The sequence below is a fragment of the Tabrizicola sp. T74 genome (assembly GCF_057219935.1).
On record NZ_JBXVVT010000004.1, the window covers coordinates 448,641 to 464,003 of the forward strand.

Consider the following 15,363-nt stretch of genomic DNA (forward strand, 5'->3'; position numbering starts at 1 on the left):
CAGGCCCCGCACCGTTGAACGACTGACAGGGGGCGCGCCTGCCGCGCCCCCTTCCCGGGGGGCTTTTCCAAAATCAAGGGGACCGGCATGGGACTTTTCGTGCTGCGGCGGCTGGGAGTCATGCTCCTTACGGCCCTCGCCCTGACCTTTGTGGTCTTCTTCCTGACCAACCTGCAGCCGAACCTGGAAAAGCTGGCCCGGACCGAAGGGTCCGTCCGCATGACCGATGAGGCCGTCCAGGCCTGGATCGAGCAGAACGGCCATTCCGGATCGGTCTTCCTGCGCTATGGCCAATGGCTGGGTGTCGTGCCCGGCTGGACCTACACCGACGAGAAGGGCCAGACCCGCGGCCGCTGCTTCGAGATCGGCGAGGATCCCGCCACCGCCCCGCGCTACTGTGGCCTTCTGCAGGGTGATTGGGGTTTCTCGACCTTCTTCAAGACCCCCGTCCTCGACTCGCTTGGCGAAAAGCTCGCCGCGACCGGCTGGCTGATGCTCGCCGTCATGCTGGTGATGGTGCCGTCGTCGCTGATCCTGGGCGTCCTGTCGGGGATGCGCGAAGGCTCGGCCACCGACCGGACGCTGTCGACATTCTCCATCGCCTCAACCGCCACGCCGGAATATGTGTCAGGCGTCGTCCTTGTGGCGCTGTTCGCCACCGCCGCCACCGGCATTTCGCCGATCCTCGCCGAATACGGGTTGATCGAGCCGAAGAAGACCCTGTTCCTCGCCTCGGCCACCTCGGCGATGGACGACATCACGTTCTGGAACTTCACCCTGCCGGTGATGACCATTGCGCTGTATGGCATCGGTTACATCGCCCGGATGACCCGCGCCTCGATGACCGAGGTGATGACCCAGCAATACATCCGCACCGCCCGGCTGAAGGGCGTGCCCTTCCGCACCGTGGTCATGCGCCACGCGCTTCGGAACGCGCTGATCGCGCCTTTTACGGTGATCATGCTGCAGTTCCCCTGGCTTCTGAATGGCGTGGTGATCGTGGAGAGCCTCTTCAACTACAAGGGCTTCGGCTGGACGCTGGTCCAGGCTGCGTCCAACAATGACATCCCGCTCCTCCTGGCCTGTTCGGTCGTGGCGGTGGTGGTCGTGCTTCTGACGCAGCTGATCTCGGACATCGGCTACGTTTTCCTGAACCCCCGCATCCGGCTGGCTTAAGGAGAGATGGACATGGACGTTCTCACCTGGACCGGATCGGCTGGAACCGTGCTGTTGCCGGTGTTCCAGATCGCGCTTCTGGCGCTTGCCATTGCGCTGCTTGCCAAGCTTCTGTTCGTGATGGCTGGCCTTGATGCGCCGCAATTGCCGGGCCCCGATGGCACGACAACAGCGCGATCGCCCGGGTTCCTTGCCAGCCTGGCCATCCGCTACAGCTTCTTTGCCGCCCTGGCTGCGGTGCTTTGCATCCTTGCGGCCGGCGCCGTCCGCCCGTCGCCGGTCGAGGCCGGGATCCTCGGCGCGATGACGATGCGGTTCTGGCCCGTCTGGCTGGCCCTATCCGTCACCTTCGTCCTGTCGATCCGCTACCGCCGCAAGCTTGGGCTTTACGGCAAGCTGTTCGATTCCACCGTGGGAATGATCGGCTTTGCCATCGTCATGTTCTGGGTCTTCACCGCAATCTTCGCCGATGTGATCGTCACGCAGGACCCCTTCGCCCAGCTGTCCGGGCTGAAGAACAAGCCGCCAGGCATCGCCGCGCCTGAGAGTGTCTATGGCTGGTATCTTCTCGGCGGGGACCATCTGGCCCGCGACGTCTTCAGCCGGATGGTCATGGGCGCGCGCGAGGTGCTGAAGATCGCCCCCGCTGCCACGCTCTTCGCCTTCATGGTCGGCATCACCCTGGGCCTGCCCGCGGGGTATTTCGGCGGCAAGCTCGACACCTTCCTCTCGTTCCTCGCGAACCTCGTCCTCGCCTTCCCGGTCATCCTGCTGTTCTACCTGCTGGTCACCCCGGAAATCCGCGACACCGGCATCCCCATCGTGCTGGCGGCCCTTCTGTTCCTGTTCCCGATCATCTTCCTCTGCACGCTCTGGAACAGCCGCTACTACACCAACCCGCCGCAGCGGAACCTCTACGTCGGCCTGACGCTTGTTCTCGGCCTCTGGGCCTACTCTGGCCTTGCCTTCAACGCTGACCCCCTCGGCATCTGGTCGATGGAGCCGAACATGCTGAACGTCTTCGTCTCGGTGGTCTTCGTGAACTCACCCGGCGTGTTCCGGATCGTCCGGGGTCTGGTGATGGACATCAAGGCGCGCGACTACGTGGCCGCTGGCCAGACCCGTGGTGAAGGCCCCTGGTACATCATGCTGTGGGAGATCCTGCCCAACGCCCGTGGACCCCTGATCGTCGATTTCTGCCTGCGGATCGGCTACACCACGATCCTGCTCGGGACCCTGGGTTTCTTCGGCCTTGGCGTCAGCCCCGACAGCCCGGACTGGGGCTCGACCATCGACGATGGGCGCAAGCTTCTGAACCTCTTCCCCCACCCCGCCCTGGCCCCTGCCCTCGCCCTCATGAGCCTCGTCCTCGGCCTGAACCTTCTGGCCGACGGGTTGCGCGAAGAAAGCCTGAAGGATTGATGCCATGACAGCCACCGACACCCCCTGGGACCCGTCGCAGCCGATCCTGGAAATCGAACACCTCTCGATCTCGTTCTTCACCCGCCTGCGGGAAATCCCCGCCGTGATGGACTTCTCCTGCACCGTCATGGCAGGCGAGGCGATGGGACTGGTGGGCGAATCCGGCTGCGGCAAGTCGACCGTCGCGCTGGCGGTCATGCGCGAACTGGGCAAGACTGGCCGCATCGTCGCGGGTTCCATGAAGTTCAAGGGCCGTGACCTGGCCAAGATGAGCGACGAGGAACTCCGCCACATCCGGGGCTCCGAGATCGCGATGATCTACCAGGAGCCGATGGCGTCCCTGAACCCGGCGATGAAGGTCGGGGCGCAGCTGGCCGAAGTGCCGATGCTCCACTCCGGGATGTCGAAGACCGAAGCCTGGAAGCTCGCCCGCCAGATCGTCGCCGACGTGCGCCTGCCCGACCCCGACCGCATCATCAACTCCTACCCCCACCAGCTGTCCGGCGGCCAGCAGCAGCGCATCGTCATCGCGATGGCGCTGATGGCCAAGCCCGCCCTTCTGATCCTCGACGAACCCACCACCGCGCTGGACGTGACGGTCGAGGCCGGGATTGTCGACCTGGTCAAGGAGCTTGGGGAAAAGTACGGCACCTCGATGCTCTTCATCAGCCACAACCTTGGCCTGGTGATGGATGTCTGCGACCGCATCTGCGTGATGTACTCTGGCGAGGCCGTGGAAACCGGCAACGTCACCGAAGTCTTCGACAAGATGCGCCACCCCTATACCCAGGCGCTGTTCCGGTCGATTCCGCTGCCCGGCGCCGACAAGAACGCCCGTCCCCTCATCTCGATTCCCGGCAACTTCCCCCTGCCCCACGAACGCCCCAAGGGCTGCAACTTCGGCCCGCGCTGCGACTATTTCCAGCACGGCCGCTGCGACGAAACCGACGTGCCCATGAGCCACGTCCCCGGCGACGACCGCCACGACAGCCGTTGCCTGCGCTGGCAGGAAATCGACTGGGCGGCCCCGCCGACCAAGCGCGAGGTCAAAGAAAAGGCCGCGATTGGCAAGGTCGTCCTGAAGATGGACGATCTGCGGAAATACTACTCCGTCTCTGGCGGCGCCTTTGGCGGCGGGACAAAGAAGGTCGTCAAGGCCAACGAAACGCTCAGCTTCGAGGCGCGAGAGGGCGAGACCCTGGCCATCGTCGGCGAGTCCGGTTGCGGCAAGTCAACCTTCGCCAAGGTGCTGATGGGCTTGGAAACGGCCACCTCCGGCTCGATCATGCTGTTTGACGAGAACGTCCAGTCAACGCCGATCCAGAAGCGCAACACCGACACCGTCTCCCAGGTGCAGATGGTGTTCCAGAACCCCTTCGACACGCTGAACCCCTCGATGTCCGTGGGCCGCCAGATCATCCGCGCGCTGGAGATCTTCAACTACGGCAAGTCCGACGCCGAACGGCACGACCGGATGCTGGAACTGCTCGACCTGGTGAAGCTCCCCCGCGCCTTCGCCGAACGGATGCCGCGCCAGCTGTCAGGCGGGCAGAAGCAACGCGTCGGCATCGCCCGCGCCTTCGCAGGCGGGGCCAAGGTTGTGGTTGCCGACGAACCCGTCTCCGCCCTCGACGTCTCGGTCCAGGCTGCCGTCACCGACCTCTTGATGGACATCCAGCGCGAGAACAAGACGACGCTGCTGTTCATCTCCCATGACCTCAGCATCGTCCGCTACCTGTCGGACCGCGTGATGGTGATGTACCTGGGACATGTAGTGGAAATGGGCACGACCGATCAGGTCTTCCAGCCGCCCTACCACCCCTATACCGAGGCGCTGCTCTCCGCCGTGCCGATTGCCGACACCAAGGTCGAACGCAAACGCATCGTGCTGGAAGGCGACATCCCCTCGGCGGTCAATCCGCCCCCCGGCTGCCCGTTCCAGACCCGTTGCCGCTGGAAATCCCAGGTCACGGGCGGCCTGTGCGACCGCGAAGTGCCCCCCGTCCAGGTGCTGGAGGGCGGCCACCAGATCAAGTGCCACCTCTCCCGCGAAGTGCTGGCGCAGATGGAGCCGGTGATCAAGATCGCTGCCGAGTAAAGGCGCGGACGTCGGGGGGGCAATCGGCCCGCCTTTCGTGGCCCTCAGCCCAGAATCGCCGCCACGTAGTTTTCGGTCTCGGCATAAGGCGGAATGCCGTTGTGCTCCTCGACCGCGCCCGGCCCCGCGTTATAGGCCGCCAGCGCCAGTTCCCAGGTGCCGAACTTGTCGAACATCATCCGCAGGTAACGCGCGCCGCCTTCCAGGTTTTCCTCGGCATCATGGATATCGACGCCCAGATCCTCGGCCGTCTCGGGCATCAGCTGCGCCAACCCCGTCGCACCCTTGATCGACACCGCCACCGGGTTCCAGCCGCTTTCCTGCTGCACCAGGCGCAGGAACAGGTCTTCCGGCACCCCATGCTTGCGCGCAGCCGCTTTGGCGACCTCCAGGTATTCACCCTTATAGTTCCCGCGATAGGCCGGGATCGCCGCGACGTCGTCGGTTACCTCGCCCTTCTTGTACTTGGGCGTGTGCTTGACCGATCCCGAGTATTGCTTGGACAGCTTCTTGTCGATCAGCTCGGACTGCGACTTGAAGATGGCGCTGCGGGACTTGGTCGAGCCGGACAGGTTCAGCCCTTCGGCAAGCGCCGGCAACGGAGCGCAGGCAATCAGCACCGCAACCGCAAGCTGGGAAACCCGCCCCATTCCGACCCCGACCTGTCCCACGCCCTTTTGGCAACGGATGGGACTATAGCCGCTTCGCCCGGATTTTCCAGACCGCAGTTCTGCGGCATTCCGTACCCCGCCGACGGTCTGGTTGCAGCCGCCCGGAAGGACGGTATAGGTTTGTTAACCATCTTCAGGCCAACCTCCGGCCTGCAGACCAGCAAGGGAGATTCGCATGGCGGGGTCGGTCAACAAGGTCATTCTCATCGGCAACCTCGGCCGCGACCCCGAGGTGCGCAGTTTCCAGAACGGCGGCAAGGTGGTGAACCTGCGCATCGCCACATCGGAAACCTGGCGCGATCGCAACACCGGCGAACGCAAGGAGCGTACCGAATGGCATTCGGTCGCCATCTTCTCGGAACCGCTGGCAAAGATTGCCGAGCAGTACCTGAAGAAGGGCTCGACGGTGTATATCGAGGGTTCGCTGGAAACCCGCAAATGGCAGGATCAGTCCGGCCAGGACAAGTACACGACCGAGGTGGTGCTTCGCCCCTATTCCGGCAACCTGACGCTTCTCGGCGGACGCGGTGAAGGCGGCGGCGGCGGTGGCGGCTATGACGACCGGGGCGGCTATGATGACGGCGGCCAGGCGGGCGGCTATGGTGGCGGCTCCTCGGGCGGCGGCAGCCGTGGCGGCTTTGGCGGCGGTTCGGGCGGCGGTGCAGCCGGTGGCGGCGGCGGTCGCTCGGACCTCGACGACGAAATCCCGTTCTGATCGCAGATCACCCGGACCTGTCCGGCGCCACTGGACCTTGACTGGACTATTCCCTATATAATCGGTCAACTTCCCAAGGCGTCGAGACGAGCACATGCAGGACCAGACCTCAGTTCAGACGGCGGGCCAGACCGAGGGCCAGCCGCTGATCAAGCCCTCCTCGACCGACCATCCGCTGTATCCGCAGATCGTCGAGGCCTGCCGCACGGTCTTTGACCCGGAGATTCCGGTGAACATCTTCGACCTCGGCCTCGTCTACACCATCGAGATCGGCGCCGAGAACGAGGTCGAAATCACCATGACCCTCACCGCTCCCGGCTGCCCCGTGGCCGGTGAAATGCCGGGCTGGGTCGCCAACGCGGTGGAACCCCTGCCGGGCGTGAAGCACGTCGACGTCAACATGACCTTTGACCCGCCCTGGGGCATGGACATGATGTCCGATGAGGCCCGGCTGGAACTGGGGTTTATGTAAAGCCTCCAAGCTGAATACGCAGTACATTAAGCCTTAAGGCTGAATATGATTGAAGTTCAGCCTGGACGGTGATAGTCTGCCAGCATGACCGACGCAGCAGTCCTGACTGGCGATCTCATCGGCTCGCGAAAGGCGGGGCAACACGCGACCGACGCCGCGATTGCTGCGATTGCCGACACCGCGGCCAGTCTGGACGCACCCTTCACCCGCTATCGCGGCGACGGCTGGCAAGTCCTCTTGCTGCGCCCCGAGCTGGTCCTGCGCTTTGCCCTGGTCACCACCGCCCGCCTGCGCGCCGAAGGTACCCCGCTCACCCGCTTTGCCATCGGCATCGACGAGATTTCGCCCGTCCGCGCCGCCTCGCTTGCGGCTGAGTCCGGCCGCGCCTTCGTCCTGTCGGGCGAGACGCTGGACCACATGCCACGGCGAACCGAGTTCGCGATTGCTAGCGTGACCCGCAAGCGCAACGAGATGACCTGGGCCGCCGCGCGGCTGGCCGATCAGGTCGCGCGCAAATGGACCCCGCAGCAGGCCGAGGCCATGGTAATGGCACTTGCGCCCGAGGCCCCCTCGGGCCAGACCATCGCGACAGCGCTGGGCATAAGTCCGGCCGCGGCCAGCTACCGATTGCAGGGGGCAAGCTGGTGGGACATAAAGGCAGTCGTTTCCGCTTTCGAAGCCGAACTGAAAGCCGCCGATGACTGAAACCTTCATCGCCCTCCTCTTCGCACACACGCTTGCGGACTTCGTGTTCCAGACCAACTGGATGGCCGCCAACAAGCGCAATCCCCTGGCGCTGGGCCTGCATCTGGCGATCGTCTACGCCACCGCTGTCGCCGCCACAGGGTCGGTGCATCCGGCGCTTCTCGTGCTGGCGCTTGCCCACATCGCCATCGACGTGGGCAAGCTGGTCCTGGCCGCGACCTGGAAATCCGACGGGGGGCTTTCCCTGTTCCTGACCGACCAGACGCTGCACCTGGCCAGCCTGATCGCCCTTGCCCTCTGGCTGCCCGACCTCTGGGCCAACGGGTTCTGGGCACCCGGCGCCATCGTGACCGGCGACGACGGCGGCATTCTCGGCACAGGCCTCTGGTCGGATGACGTCCCCCTGCCCGTCAGCCAGCTTCCCTCGCTCATGGTCCTGGTGACCGGCCTGATCCTGGCCACCCGCGCCGGAGGCTTTGCGGTCGGGCTTCTGATGCAACCCTTCGCCGCGAACCTGCCCGGAGAGACCGCCGCCGAAGGCCTGCCCGGCGCAGGTCGTCTGATCGGCCTGCTTGAACGCGGGCTGATCTTTGTCCTGGTGCTGATCGGCCAACCACAGGGCGTGGGCCTCTTGATGGCCGCCAAGTCGATCCTGCGTTATGGCGCGCTGAAGGAAGACCGCGCCCTGTCGGAATACGTCATCATCGGCACGCTGGCTTCATTCGGCTGGGCCCTGGTTGTGTCCTTTGCCACGGTCGCAGCCCTTGCCCAACTGCCCCCGCTTGGAATTCCGGCGCAGACACCTTAAGTTACTCTCGAAGGAGTACACCCATGTTCGGCATTCCCGGCAAAGCCGCCGTCACTCTGACCCCCGCTGCCACACGGCAGATCTCTCGCCTCATGGCGCGCGACGGCCACCAGGGCCTGCGCATCGGCGTGAAGAAAGGTGGCTGCGCTGGGATGGAATACACGATGGAGTACGCCAACACCGTCAATCCGCTGGACGAGGTGGTGGAACAGGACGGCGCGCGGGTGATGATCGCCCCTATGGCGCAGATGTTCCTGATCGGGACCGAGATCGATTACGAGACTGGCCTCGTCGAAAGCGGCTTCAAGTTCCGCAACCCCAATGTGGTCGAGGCCTGCGGCTGCGGGGAATCGATAAAGTTCCGCGACGCGCCCCAAGCCTGACACCCGACGCCTGACGTAGGGTCAATTGCTCTTGAGGCCGCAACAAACGGATTGTTGCCGATCTGCAGCCTTTTCCTTTCCGGCCATACACGTTAGGCGTGTCCAGACCGAAAAAGGAACTCTGCCATGAAGAAGCTCGCCGCCGGAAACTGGAAGATGAATGGCACCCAGGCCTCACTGGCCGAAGTGACCGACCTGCTCCAGGCCCATCCCGCCCCGGCCTGCGAGATGCTGCTTTGCCCGCCCGCAACGCTGATCTCGGCGATGGCCGCCACCGCGCGTGGCACAGCACTCATGGTCGGCGCACAGGATTGCCACCCGAAGCCGATGGGTGCCCATACCGGCGACATCTCGGTCGCGATGCTGCGCGATGCAGGCGCAACGCATGTCATCGTCGGCCATTCCGAACGCCGTACGGATCATGGTGAGACCGACGCCCTGGTCCGCGCCAAGGCCGAGGCTGCCGTCGACGCAGGTCTGACCGCCATCGTCTGCATCGGCGAGACCGAGGCCGAACGCGACGCCGGGCGCACGCTGGACGTGATCGGCACGCAGCTCGACGGCTCGATCCCCGGGGGTGCCACCGCTGCCAACCTGGTGATTGCCTATGAACCCGTCTGGGCCATCGGCACCGGCCGCACGCCCACGCTTGCCGAAATCGGCGAAGTGCACAGCTTTCTGCGCGGTCGCCTGCGCGGCCTGATCGGGGCCGAGGCCGAGAAGGTCCGCATCCTCTATGGCGGTTCGGTCAAGCCGTCGAACGCCAGCGACATCTTCGCCGTACCGCATGTCGACGGCGCCCTGGTCGGTGGGGCCAGCCTGAAGGCCGCCGATTTCGGTGCCATCGTCGCCGCCCTCTCCGCCGCGTGACGACCTCGCCCTGTCGCGGACAGGCCAGCCCCTGTGGCGGCTGACACTTAGGCTGCCGAAATGACCACTTATGACCCGACGGCGCGACGTTCTCTCGTCACCGCGAACCTCATCTGTCTTGCCTCGATGGTGACCTGGGCTGCCGGCCTGCCGGCCGCCGACCTGATCATCCCGCACATGCCGCCCGTGGCCCTGACCGCCTGCCGCGCGCTCCTTGCGGCTGCGGTGCTCTTGCCAGTCTGGTGGCTGGTCGACGGCGGTAGGGTCGTCCTCGGCGCGAACTGGCTCAAGGGCGCCTGGGTCGGCTTCGTGACCCTTGGCCTTGCCTCGTTCTTCGTCATCATTGCGTTGCAATACAACGACCCGGTCACTGTCGCCATCGTCAGCGCCGTCATGCCCATCATCGGCATCGTCCTGGAATGTGTGGCCGACCGCCGCCCCTTCACCCGCGCGCTGGCCATCGGCCTGGTGCTGTCGGTCGCCGGCGGGCTGATCGCCGTCAACGGAGCAGAAGGTGAGGTCAGCTTCGGCATCGGCGTCCTCGCGGCCCTCGCCTCGGTGACCTTCTACACCTGGGGCTCGCGTGAGACGGTAAAGGCCTTCCCCGATCTCACGCCGCTCGGCCGCAGCACGATCACCATCGCCGGCGGGGCCATTGTCGCCACCATTGCCGCCGTCGCCGATGGCTTCTTCCGCGGCCAATGGCCGGACTGGGCCGCCATCGGCTGGGTCGAATTCGGCGGGCTTGCCGCCTTCTCCATCGGCTCGATGGCCATCGCGCAGCTGCTCTGGATCGTGTCGGTGGGACGGATCGGCATCGGCGCCGCCTCGATGCACATGAACGCGGTGCCGTTCTACGTGATGCTGATGGTCTTCGTGATGGGCGGCCCGTGGAACTGGTGGCAGACCTTGGGCGCGGCCATCGTGGTGACTGGGGCCGCCATCGCCCAGGGGATGATCGGCAGGGACCGGACATGAAAAGCCTCTCGCAATCGCCTAAGGACCCGGGCTTCGTCCAGAACCCCTACCCGTTCTACGAACAGGCCCGCGCTGCAGGCCCCTTCTTCCACTGGTCCGACTACAACCTGACCTGCACCGGCAACGCCGCCGCCGTGAACGCCATCTTCCGCGACCGTCGCTTTGGCCGCGAACCCATCGATCCCTTGCCGATCCCGCCGCATCTCGCGCCCTTCTACGCGGTCGAGGCGCATTCGATGCTGGAACTGGAACCGCCCCGCCACACGCGCCTGCGGAACCTCGTCCTGCGCGCCTTCACCTCGCGCCGGATTGCGGGCCTGGCGCCCGACATCACCGCGCTGGCGACCGAGCTGGCCGCGGCCTGTCCCCCAGGCGAATTCGACCTCCTGAAGACCTTCGCCCAACCCCTCCCCGTCCGCATAATCGCCCGGCTCCTCGGCGTGCCTGAGGGGATGGCCCCCGACCTCCTGAAATGGTCGAACGCCATGGTCGGCATGTACATGGCCGGCCGCACCAGGCAGATGGAGGACCGCGCCGTCGCCGCGACCGAGGCCTTCGTGGCCTTCCTCCGCTCCTACGTCGAAGACCGCCGCGCCAAGCCTGCCGACGACCTGATCACCCAGCTCATCGCCGCCGAAAGCGAAGGCGAAAAGCTATCCACCGACGAGCTGATCACCACCTGCATTCTCCTCCTGAACGCAGGACATGAGGCGACCGTCCACACCATCGGCAACGGGGTGAAGACGCTCCTCGAAACCAACACCCCGCCAACGGCCCTGACCCCCGACCACATTGAAGGCACCGTCGAAGAGATACTCCGCTTCGACCCGGCGCTCCATATGTTCACCCGCTGGGCCTACGAGGATGTCGAAGTGATGGGCCACAAGTTCCGCCGCGGCGACCAAGTGGGCCTCCTCCTCGCCGCCGCCAACCGTGACCCGGGCGTCTGGGACGACCCCGACCACTTCCTCCCGACCCGCCCGGTCAAGCCCCACGCCAGCTTCGGCGCGGGCCTCCACTTCTGCGTCGGCGCTCCCCTGGCCCGGCTGGAACTGCAGATCGCCCTGCCGATCCTGTTCCAGCACCACCCGAACCTCTCCCTCGCCGCCCCACCAGCCTACGCCGACGTCTACCACTTCCACGGTCTCAGCGAATTGCGCGTCATCTCCTGATCAGGGATTTCCCTTCTTGAAATATCCTCTGGGGGTTTGGGGGGCGAAGCGCCCCCAACGACCGAGGAGGAGGCGCAGCCCGACGACGAGACAAAAGCCTCGCGCGTCAGCGCTCTTTCTGAAAACCGCCCGTTACAGGGGCAGGACGGTCGTCGACTTGATCTCTTCCATGCTCAGAAGTGCCGTCACGTTGTAGATCCGCACTTCGGAAATCAGCGCCTGGTAGAACGTGTCATAGGCCCGAGCGTTCTTCACCCGCACCTTCAGGATATAGTCGATGTCCCCCGCCAACCGGTGCGCCTCCAGCACCTCCGGCCGTTCGCGCAGGGCCTTCAGGAACCGACGCTGCCATTCCGCCTCATGCTCCGACGTCCGGATCAGGACGAAGAAACAGGCCTCCAGCCCCAGGGCTTCCGGGTCCAGGATCGCCGTCGTCCGGGTGATCACCCCCTGCTCGCGCATCCGCCGGATCCGGTTCCACACGGGCGTCTTCGACGACCCCACTTTCCGGGCGATTTCGTCCAGCGACTGCTCGGCATCCCCTTGCAGTTCCGACAGGATTTTCCGGTCCAGATCGTCCAGCGCGGCACTCATTCCTGAATCCTCCCCTTTCCCGGAACATCGGTTCCCCTCACCCCCAGTATCGGAACACATGTCCTTATCTGCAAGCCTCTCTGGTCCCGGATGGGGAAAATATTCTATATTCCATACAGATTTCCTGACCGCCGAGGGCATGATGAGCCGCCGCTTCACCCCGAAGATCGTGACCGCCAACCGCCTGCGGGAAGGCGACGTCGTCTATCTCAAGGCCGATGACAGCTGGTCGCTCCTCCACCACGAGGCCGAGCTGATCGAGGATGAGGCCCACGCCCAGATGCGGCTCCTCCACGCGGCCGCGCAAAAGCTGACCATCGTCGGTGCCTATCTGGCCGATGCGAGGCCCGGTCCGAACGGTCCCGAACCCACCCATTTCCGCGAGGAATTCCGCACCCGCGGCCCCTCGAACTACAACCACGGCAAGCAAGCCGATCTGGCGAACTGAGGCAGGCATGTATTCCTACTCCGACTTCGACGAAGCCTTTGTCCGCTCGCGCGTCGCGCAATTCAGCCAGCAGGTCGACCGCCGCCTGGATGGCAGCCTGACCGAGGATGAATTCCGCCCCCTGCGCCTGATGAACGGCCTCTACCTGCAGCTGCACGCCTACATGCTACGGGTCGCGATCCCCTACGGCTCGCTGAACCCAGGCCAGATGCGCCAGCTCGCCTACATCGCCGACACCTGGGACAAGGGCTACGGCCACTTCACCACCCGGCAGAATATCCAGTTCAACTGGCCGAAGCTTCCGGACGTGCCCGCGATCCTCTCGGCGCTCGCCGACGTGGAGATGCACGCGATCCAGACCTCGGGCAACTGCGTCCGCAACGTCACCGCCGACCATTTCGCTGGTGCCGCCGCCGATGAAATCGCCGACCCCCGGCCTTACGCGGAACTCCTCCGCCAGTGGTCCACCGACCACCCGGAATTCCAGTTCCTGCCGCGCAAGTTCAAGATTGCCATCACCGGCAGCCCCAATGACCGCGCCGTGACCAAGGCCCACGATATTGGCCTGCGCATGGTCCGCAATGCGAAGGGCGAGCCGGGCTTTGAAGTGATTGTCGGTGGTGGCCTCGGCCGGACCCCGATGATCGGCGTCACCGTGCGGGAGTTCCTGCCGGAGGCCGACCTGCTGCCTTACGTCGAGGCGGTCCTTTCCGTCTACAACACGCTCGGCCGCCGCGACAACAAGTACAAGGCGCGGATCAAGATCACCGTGCACGAGACCGGCAAGGAAGCGATCACCGAGATGATCGAAGCCCGCTTTGCCGAGTTGCGCCCGCTTTTCGGCGGCAACGACCAGAAACTTCTGGCCGAAATCCGTGAGGCTTTCGCGCCCCCCGCCTTCCGCAACGCTCCCACCGACGCCTACGACGCCTTCTACAAGGCCGACCCGACCTTCCGCTCCTGGGTCGACACCAACCTGACCGCGCACCGCAACGCGCAATACGCCATCGTCACGATCAGCCTCAAGGCGCACGGGGAAACCCCCGGCGACGCGACCTCCGACCAGATGAGGTTGATCGCCGATCTCGCTGAAAAATATGGCCATTCCGACCTGCGGATCAGCCACGAACAGAACGTGATCCTGCCGCATATCCACAAGTCGGACCTGCCGACCCTTCACGCGGCCCTCACCCAGGCGGGCCTCGGCACCGCCAATGTCGGGCTTCTGTCGGACATCATCGCCTGCCCCGGCATGGACTACTGCGCCCTTGCCACCGCCCGCTCGATCCCCGTGGCGCAGGAACTGGCGATGCATTTCGAGGCGCTGAAGCTGGAACACGAAATCGGCCCGCTGAAGATCAAGATTTCTGGCTGCATCAACGCCTGCGGCCACCATCACGTGGGGCACATCGGCATCCTCGGCCTCGACCGCGCTGGCGTCGAAAACTACCAGATCACCCTCGGCGGCGACGGCACCGAGGACGCGGTGATCGGCGAAAAGACCGGCCCGGGCTTCGCCTACACGGAAATCGTCCCCGCGATCGAGCGCATCTTGCGCGCTTACCTTGACCTGCGGCAGGAGCCGTCGGAGACCTTCCTCCAGGCCTTCAACCGGGTCGGGATGGAGCCGTTCAAGGCCGCGCTCTACGATACGGAAGACGCGCAAGATGCCGCGTGACGGGCGCCACGACGGCCCGGTGGCGGAGCGTGTCGCGGCGCTGAACGCCCGTTACAAGCACCATTCGGCGACTGCCGTGCTGGAGCATGCGCTGAAGGATGATGACCTGGGCCGCGTGGCCCTCGTCTCTTCCTTCGGGGCGGAATCCGTTGTCCTTCTGCATCTCGTCTCGGTCATCGCCCCGGAAACCCCAGTGCTGTTTGTCGACACCCGGATGCTGTTCCAGGAAACCTTGGATTATCAACGGGAACTGGCCGAGAAGCTGAACCTCTGCGACGTCCGCACGATCCGCGCCAATCCGGCCCGGGTAAGCTTCGAGGACCCGGACGGCACCCTGCACCAGTTCAACACCGACAGCTGCTGCAACGTCCGCAAGGTCGAGCCGCTTGAACGCGCGCTGGCGCCCTTTGACGGCTGGATCACCGGCCGCAAGCGGTTCCAGAACACCGACCGCGAGGCGCTGCAGTTCTTCGAAAACGAAGGCGACCACCGGATCAAGGTCAACCCGCTGGCCCATTGGGGGCGTGAGGACCTTGAGGAATACATGGTCGAAAACCGGCTGCCCCGGCATCCGCTGGTGGCCAAGGGCTACCCCTCCATCGGCTGCGCGCCCTGCACCAGCCCCGTTAAGCCCGGCGAAGACCCGCGGGCCGGTCGCTGGCGCGGGCTGTCCAAGACCGAATGCGGCATCCATTTCATCGACGGCAAGGCCGTTCGGACCCCGAAGGAGAACGCGGCATGACCGTGATCGTCACCGATGCGGGCTTTGGCCCGGGAACCCAGGCCGAGGTCGTGGCACTGGCCGACCTGACCGACCAGACCGCGGTGGACCTGTCGAACACCGACGACCCCGCCGCCCTGCAGGGCCACCTCGACCGCCTGACCATTATCCGCGTGGCCTTCCCCGCCTTCAACGACGGTCGCGCCTTCACCATCGCGCGTCGGCTGCGGATTATGGGCTACACCGGCCAGCTTCTGGCCAAGGGTCCGGTCATCGCCGACCAGTACGCCATGCTCCGCCGCGTGGGCTTTGACGGGGCCGAGATCCCGGATGACCTCGCCGCTCGCCAGCCCGCCGAGCAGTGGCAGTTCCGCGCTGCCGACTGGCGCGAGCACCACTATCAGGCCCGGCTCCGCGCCTGATCCGACCTGCAGAGAATTCGCCGCAGGGGA

The 15,363-nt window shown here is 65.2% G+C and carries 17 protein-coding genes; 15 read left to right on the forward strand and 2 right to left on the reverse strand.

What is annotated here, in order from left to right:
• The first annotated feature begins 87 nt into the window (after positions 1–87).
• Genes AC2EAL_RS14305 through AC2EAL_RS14315 form a run of 3 tightly spaced genes read left to right on the forward strand, consistent with a single transcriptional unit; the run spans position 88 to position 4,696 of the window.
• Positions 88–1,176 (forward strand): ABC transporter permease, encoded by a 1,089-nt coding sequence (locus AC2EAL_RS14305; RefSeq protein ID WP_484724894.1) that lies wholly within the window; start codon positions 88–90, stop codon positions 1,174–1,176.
• A gap of 12 nt (positions 1,177–1,188) precedes the next feature.
• Positions 1,189–2,598 carry an ABC transporter permease gene (locus AC2EAL_RS14310; RefSeq protein ID WP_484724895.1) on the forward strand — a complete coding sequence of 470 codons (1,410 nt, stop codon included), beginning with the start codon at positions 1,189–1,191 and terminating at the stop codon, positions 2,596–2,598.
• A 4-nt stretch (positions 2,599–2,602) separates the two neighbouring features.
• On the forward strand, positions 2,603–4,696 hold the full coding sequence (locus AC2EAL_RS14315) for a dipeptide ABC transporter ATP-binding protein (RefSeq protein ID WP_484724896.1): 2,094 nt from the start codon (positions 2,603–2,605) through the stop codon (positions 4,694–4,696).
• Positions 4,697–4,740: 44 nt separating this feature from the next.
• Here AC2EAL_RS14315 and AC2EAL_RS14320 read toward each other — a convergent pair whose 3' ends face one another.
• Positions 4,741–5,346 carry a lytic transglycosylase domain-containing protein gene (locus AC2EAL_RS14320; protein ID WP_484724897.1) on the reverse strand — a complete coding sequence of 202 codons (606 nt, stop codon included), beginning with the start codon at positions 5,344–5,346 and terminating at the stop codon, positions 4,741–4,743.
• 196 nt (positions 5,347–5,542) lie between these two features.
• Here AC2EAL_RS14320 and ssb point away from each other — a divergent pair, with 196 nt between their 5' ends.
• The 8 genes from ssb to AC2EAL_RS14360 all read left to right on the forward strand — a co-directional run bounded on the left by ssb (position 5,543) and on the right by AC2EAL_RS14360 (position 11,470).
• Positions 5,543–6,082 carry a single-stranded DNA-binding protein gene (ssb, locus tag AC2EAL_RS14325; protein WP_484724898.1) on the forward strand — a complete coding sequence of 180 codons (540 nt, stop codon included), beginning with the start codon at positions 5,543–5,545 and terminating at the stop codon, positions 6,080–6,082.
• 94 nt (positions 6,083–6,176) lie between these two features.
• Positions 6,177–6,554 (forward strand): SUF system Fe-S cluster assembly protein, encoded by a 378-nt coding sequence (locus AC2EAL_RS14330; RefSeq protein WP_484724899.1) that lies wholly within the window; start codon positions 6,177–6,179, stop codon positions 6,552–6,554.
• Positions 6,555–6,638: 84 nt separating this feature from the next.
• Positions 6,639–7,259 carry a hypothetical protein gene (locus AC2EAL_RS14335; RefSeq protein ID WP_484724900.1) on the forward strand — a complete coding sequence of 207 codons (621 nt, stop codon included), beginning with the start codon at positions 6,639–6,641 and terminating at the stop codon, positions 7,257–7,259.
• On the forward strand, positions 7,252–8,067 hold the full coding sequence (locus tag AC2EAL_RS14340) for a DUF3307 domain-containing protein (RefSeq protein ID WP_484724901.1): 816 nt from the start codon (positions 7,252–7,254) through the stop codon (positions 8,065–8,067). The genes AC2EAL_RS14335 and AC2EAL_RS14340 overlap by 8 nt, the downstream gene beginning before the upstream one ends.
• A 23-nt stretch (positions 8,068–8,090) precedes the next feature.
• The gene (locus AC2EAL_RS14345; RefSeq protein WP_484724902.1) at positions 8,091–8,450 is read left to right on the forward strand and encodes a HesB/IscA family protein; all 360 of its coding nucleotides are present in this window, start codon (positions 8,091–8,093) and stop codon (positions 8,448–8,450) included.
• Positions 8,451–8,576: 126 nt separating this feature from the next.
• Positions 8,577–9,320 carry a triose-phosphate isomerase gene (gene tpiA / locus AC2EAL_RS14350; protein ID WP_484724903.1) on the forward strand — a complete coding sequence of 248 codons (744 nt, stop codon included), beginning with the start codon at positions 8,577–8,579 and terminating at the stop codon, positions 9,318–9,320.
• 60 nt (positions 9,321–9,380) lie between these two features.
• A complete protein-coding gene (locus AC2EAL_RS14355) occupies positions 9,381–10,298 on the forward strand; it encodes a DMT family transporter (protein ID WP_484724904.1) in 918 nt (305 codons plus the stop codon).
• On the forward strand, positions 10,295–11,470 hold the full coding sequence (locus tag AC2EAL_RS14360; RefSeq protein ID WP_484724905.1) for a cytochrome P450: 1,176 nt from the start codon (positions 10,295–10,297) through the stop codon (positions 11,468–11,470). The genes AC2EAL_RS14355 and AC2EAL_RS14360 overlap by 4 nt, the downstream gene beginning before the upstream one ends.
• Positions 11,471–11,602: 132 nt before the next feature.
• Here AC2EAL_RS14360 and AC2EAL_RS14365 read toward each other — a convergent pair whose 3' ends face one another.
• Entirely contained in the window at positions 11,603–12,064 is a 462-nt protein-coding gene (locus tag AC2EAL_RS14365; protein ID WP_484724906.1) for an Lrp/AsnC family transcriptional regulator, read from the reverse strand.
• Positions 12,065–12,206: 142 nt separating this feature from the next.
• On the opposite strand from AC2EAL_RS14365, the gene AC2EAL_RS14370 reads away from it, so the two are divergent.
• Genes AC2EAL_RS14370 through AC2EAL_RS14385 form a run of 4 tightly spaced genes read left to right on the forward strand, consistent with a single transcriptional unit; the run spans position 12,207 to position 15,333 of the window.
• Positions 12,207–12,512 (forward strand): DUF2849 domain-containing protein, encoded by a 306-nt coding sequence (locus AC2EAL_RS14370; protein ID WP_484724907.1) that lies wholly within the window; start codon positions 12,207–12,209, stop codon positions 12,510–12,512.
• Positions 12,513–12,519: 7 nt separating this feature from the next.
• On the forward strand, positions 12,520–14,190 hold the full coding sequence (locus tag AC2EAL_RS14375) for a nitrite/sulfite reductase (RefSeq protein ID WP_484724908.1): 1,671 nt from the start codon (positions 12,520–12,522) through the stop codon (positions 14,188–14,190).
• The gene (locus tag AC2EAL_RS14380; RefSeq protein ID WP_484724909.1) at positions 14,180–14,932 is read left to right on the forward strand and encodes a phosphoadenylyl-sulfate reductase; all 753 of its coding nucleotides are present in this window, start codon (positions 14,180–14,182) and stop codon (positions 14,930–14,932) included. The genes AC2EAL_RS14375 and AC2EAL_RS14380 overlap by 11 nt, the downstream gene beginning before the upstream one ends.
• On the forward strand, positions 14,929–15,333 hold the full coding sequence (locus AC2EAL_RS14385) for a DUF934 domain-containing protein (RefSeq protein WP_484724910.1): 405 nt from the start codon (positions 14,929–14,931) through the stop codon (positions 15,331–15,333). The genes AC2EAL_RS14380 and AC2EAL_RS14385 overlap by 4 nt, the downstream gene beginning before the upstream one ends.
• Positions 15,334–15,363: the final 30 nt, after the last annotated feature.

Coding starts and splice junctions, on each gene's coding strand:
- AC2EAL_RS14375 (WP_484724908.1), top strand. CDS start 12,520: ATGTATTCCTACTCCGACTTCGACGAAGCCTTTGTCCGCTCGCGCGTC.
- AC2EAL_RS14305 (WP_484724894.1), top strand. CDS start 88: ATGGGACTTTTCGTGCTGCGGCGGCTGGGAGTCATGCTCCTTACGGCC.
- AC2EAL_RS14360 (WP_484724905.1), top strand. CDS start 10,295: ATGAAAAGCCTCTCGCAATCGCCTAAGGACCCGGGCTTCGTCCAGAAC.
- AC2EAL_RS14335 (WP_484724900.1), top strand. CDS start 6,639: ATGACCGACGCAGCAGTCCTGACTGGCGATCTCATCGGCTCGCGAAAG.
- AC2EAL_RS14320 (WP_484724897.1), bottom strand. CDS start 5,346: ATGGGGCGGGTTTCCCAGCTTGCGGTTGCGGTGCTGATTGCCTGCGCT.
- AC2EAL_RS14340 (WP_484724901.1), top strand. CDS start 7,252: ATGACTGAAACCTTCATCGCCCTCCTCTTCGCACACACGCTTGCGGAC.
- AC2EAL_RS14380 (WP_484724909.1), top strand. CDS start 14,180: ATGCCGCGTGACGGGCGCCACGACGGCCCGGTGGCGGAGCGTGTCGCG.
- AC2EAL_RS14330 (WP_484724899.1), top strand. CDS start 6,177: ATGCAGGACCAGACCTCAGTTCAGACGGCGGGCCAGACCGAGGGCCAG.
- AC2EAL_RS14315 (WP_484724896.1), top strand. CDS start 2,603: ATGACAGCCACCGACACCCCCTGGGACCCGTCGCAGCCGATCCTGGAA.
- AC2EAL_RS14365 (WP_484724906.1), bottom strand. CDS start 12,064: ATGAGTGCCGCGCTGGACGATCTGGACCGGAAAATCCTGTCGGAACTG.
- ssb (WP_484724898.1), top strand. CDS start 5,543: ATGGCGGGGTCGGTCAACAAGGTCATTCTCATCGGCAACCTCGGCCGC.
- AC2EAL_RS14345 (WP_484724902.1), top strand. CDS start 8,091: ATGTTCGGCATTCCCGGCAAAGCCGCCGTCACTCTGACCCCCGCTGCC.
- tpiA (WP_484724903.1), top strand. CDS start 8,577: ATGAAGAAGCTCGCCGCCGGAAACTGGAAGATGAATGGCACCCAGGCC.
- AC2EAL_RS14370 (WP_484724907.1), top strand. CDS start 12,207: ATGAGCCGCCGCTTCACCCCGAAGATCGTGACCGCCAACCGCCTGCGG.
- AC2EAL_RS14385 (WP_484724910.1), top strand. CDS start 14,929: ATGACCGTGATCGTCACCGATGCGGGCTTTGGCCCGGGAACCCAGGCC.
- AC2EAL_RS14310 (WP_484724895.1), top strand. CDS start 1,189: ATGGACGTTCTCACCTGGACCGGATCGGCTGGAACCGTGCTGTTGCCG.
- AC2EAL_RS14355 (WP_484724904.1), top strand. CDS start 9,381: ATGACCACTTATGACCCGACGGCGCGACGTTCTCTCGTCACCGCGAAC.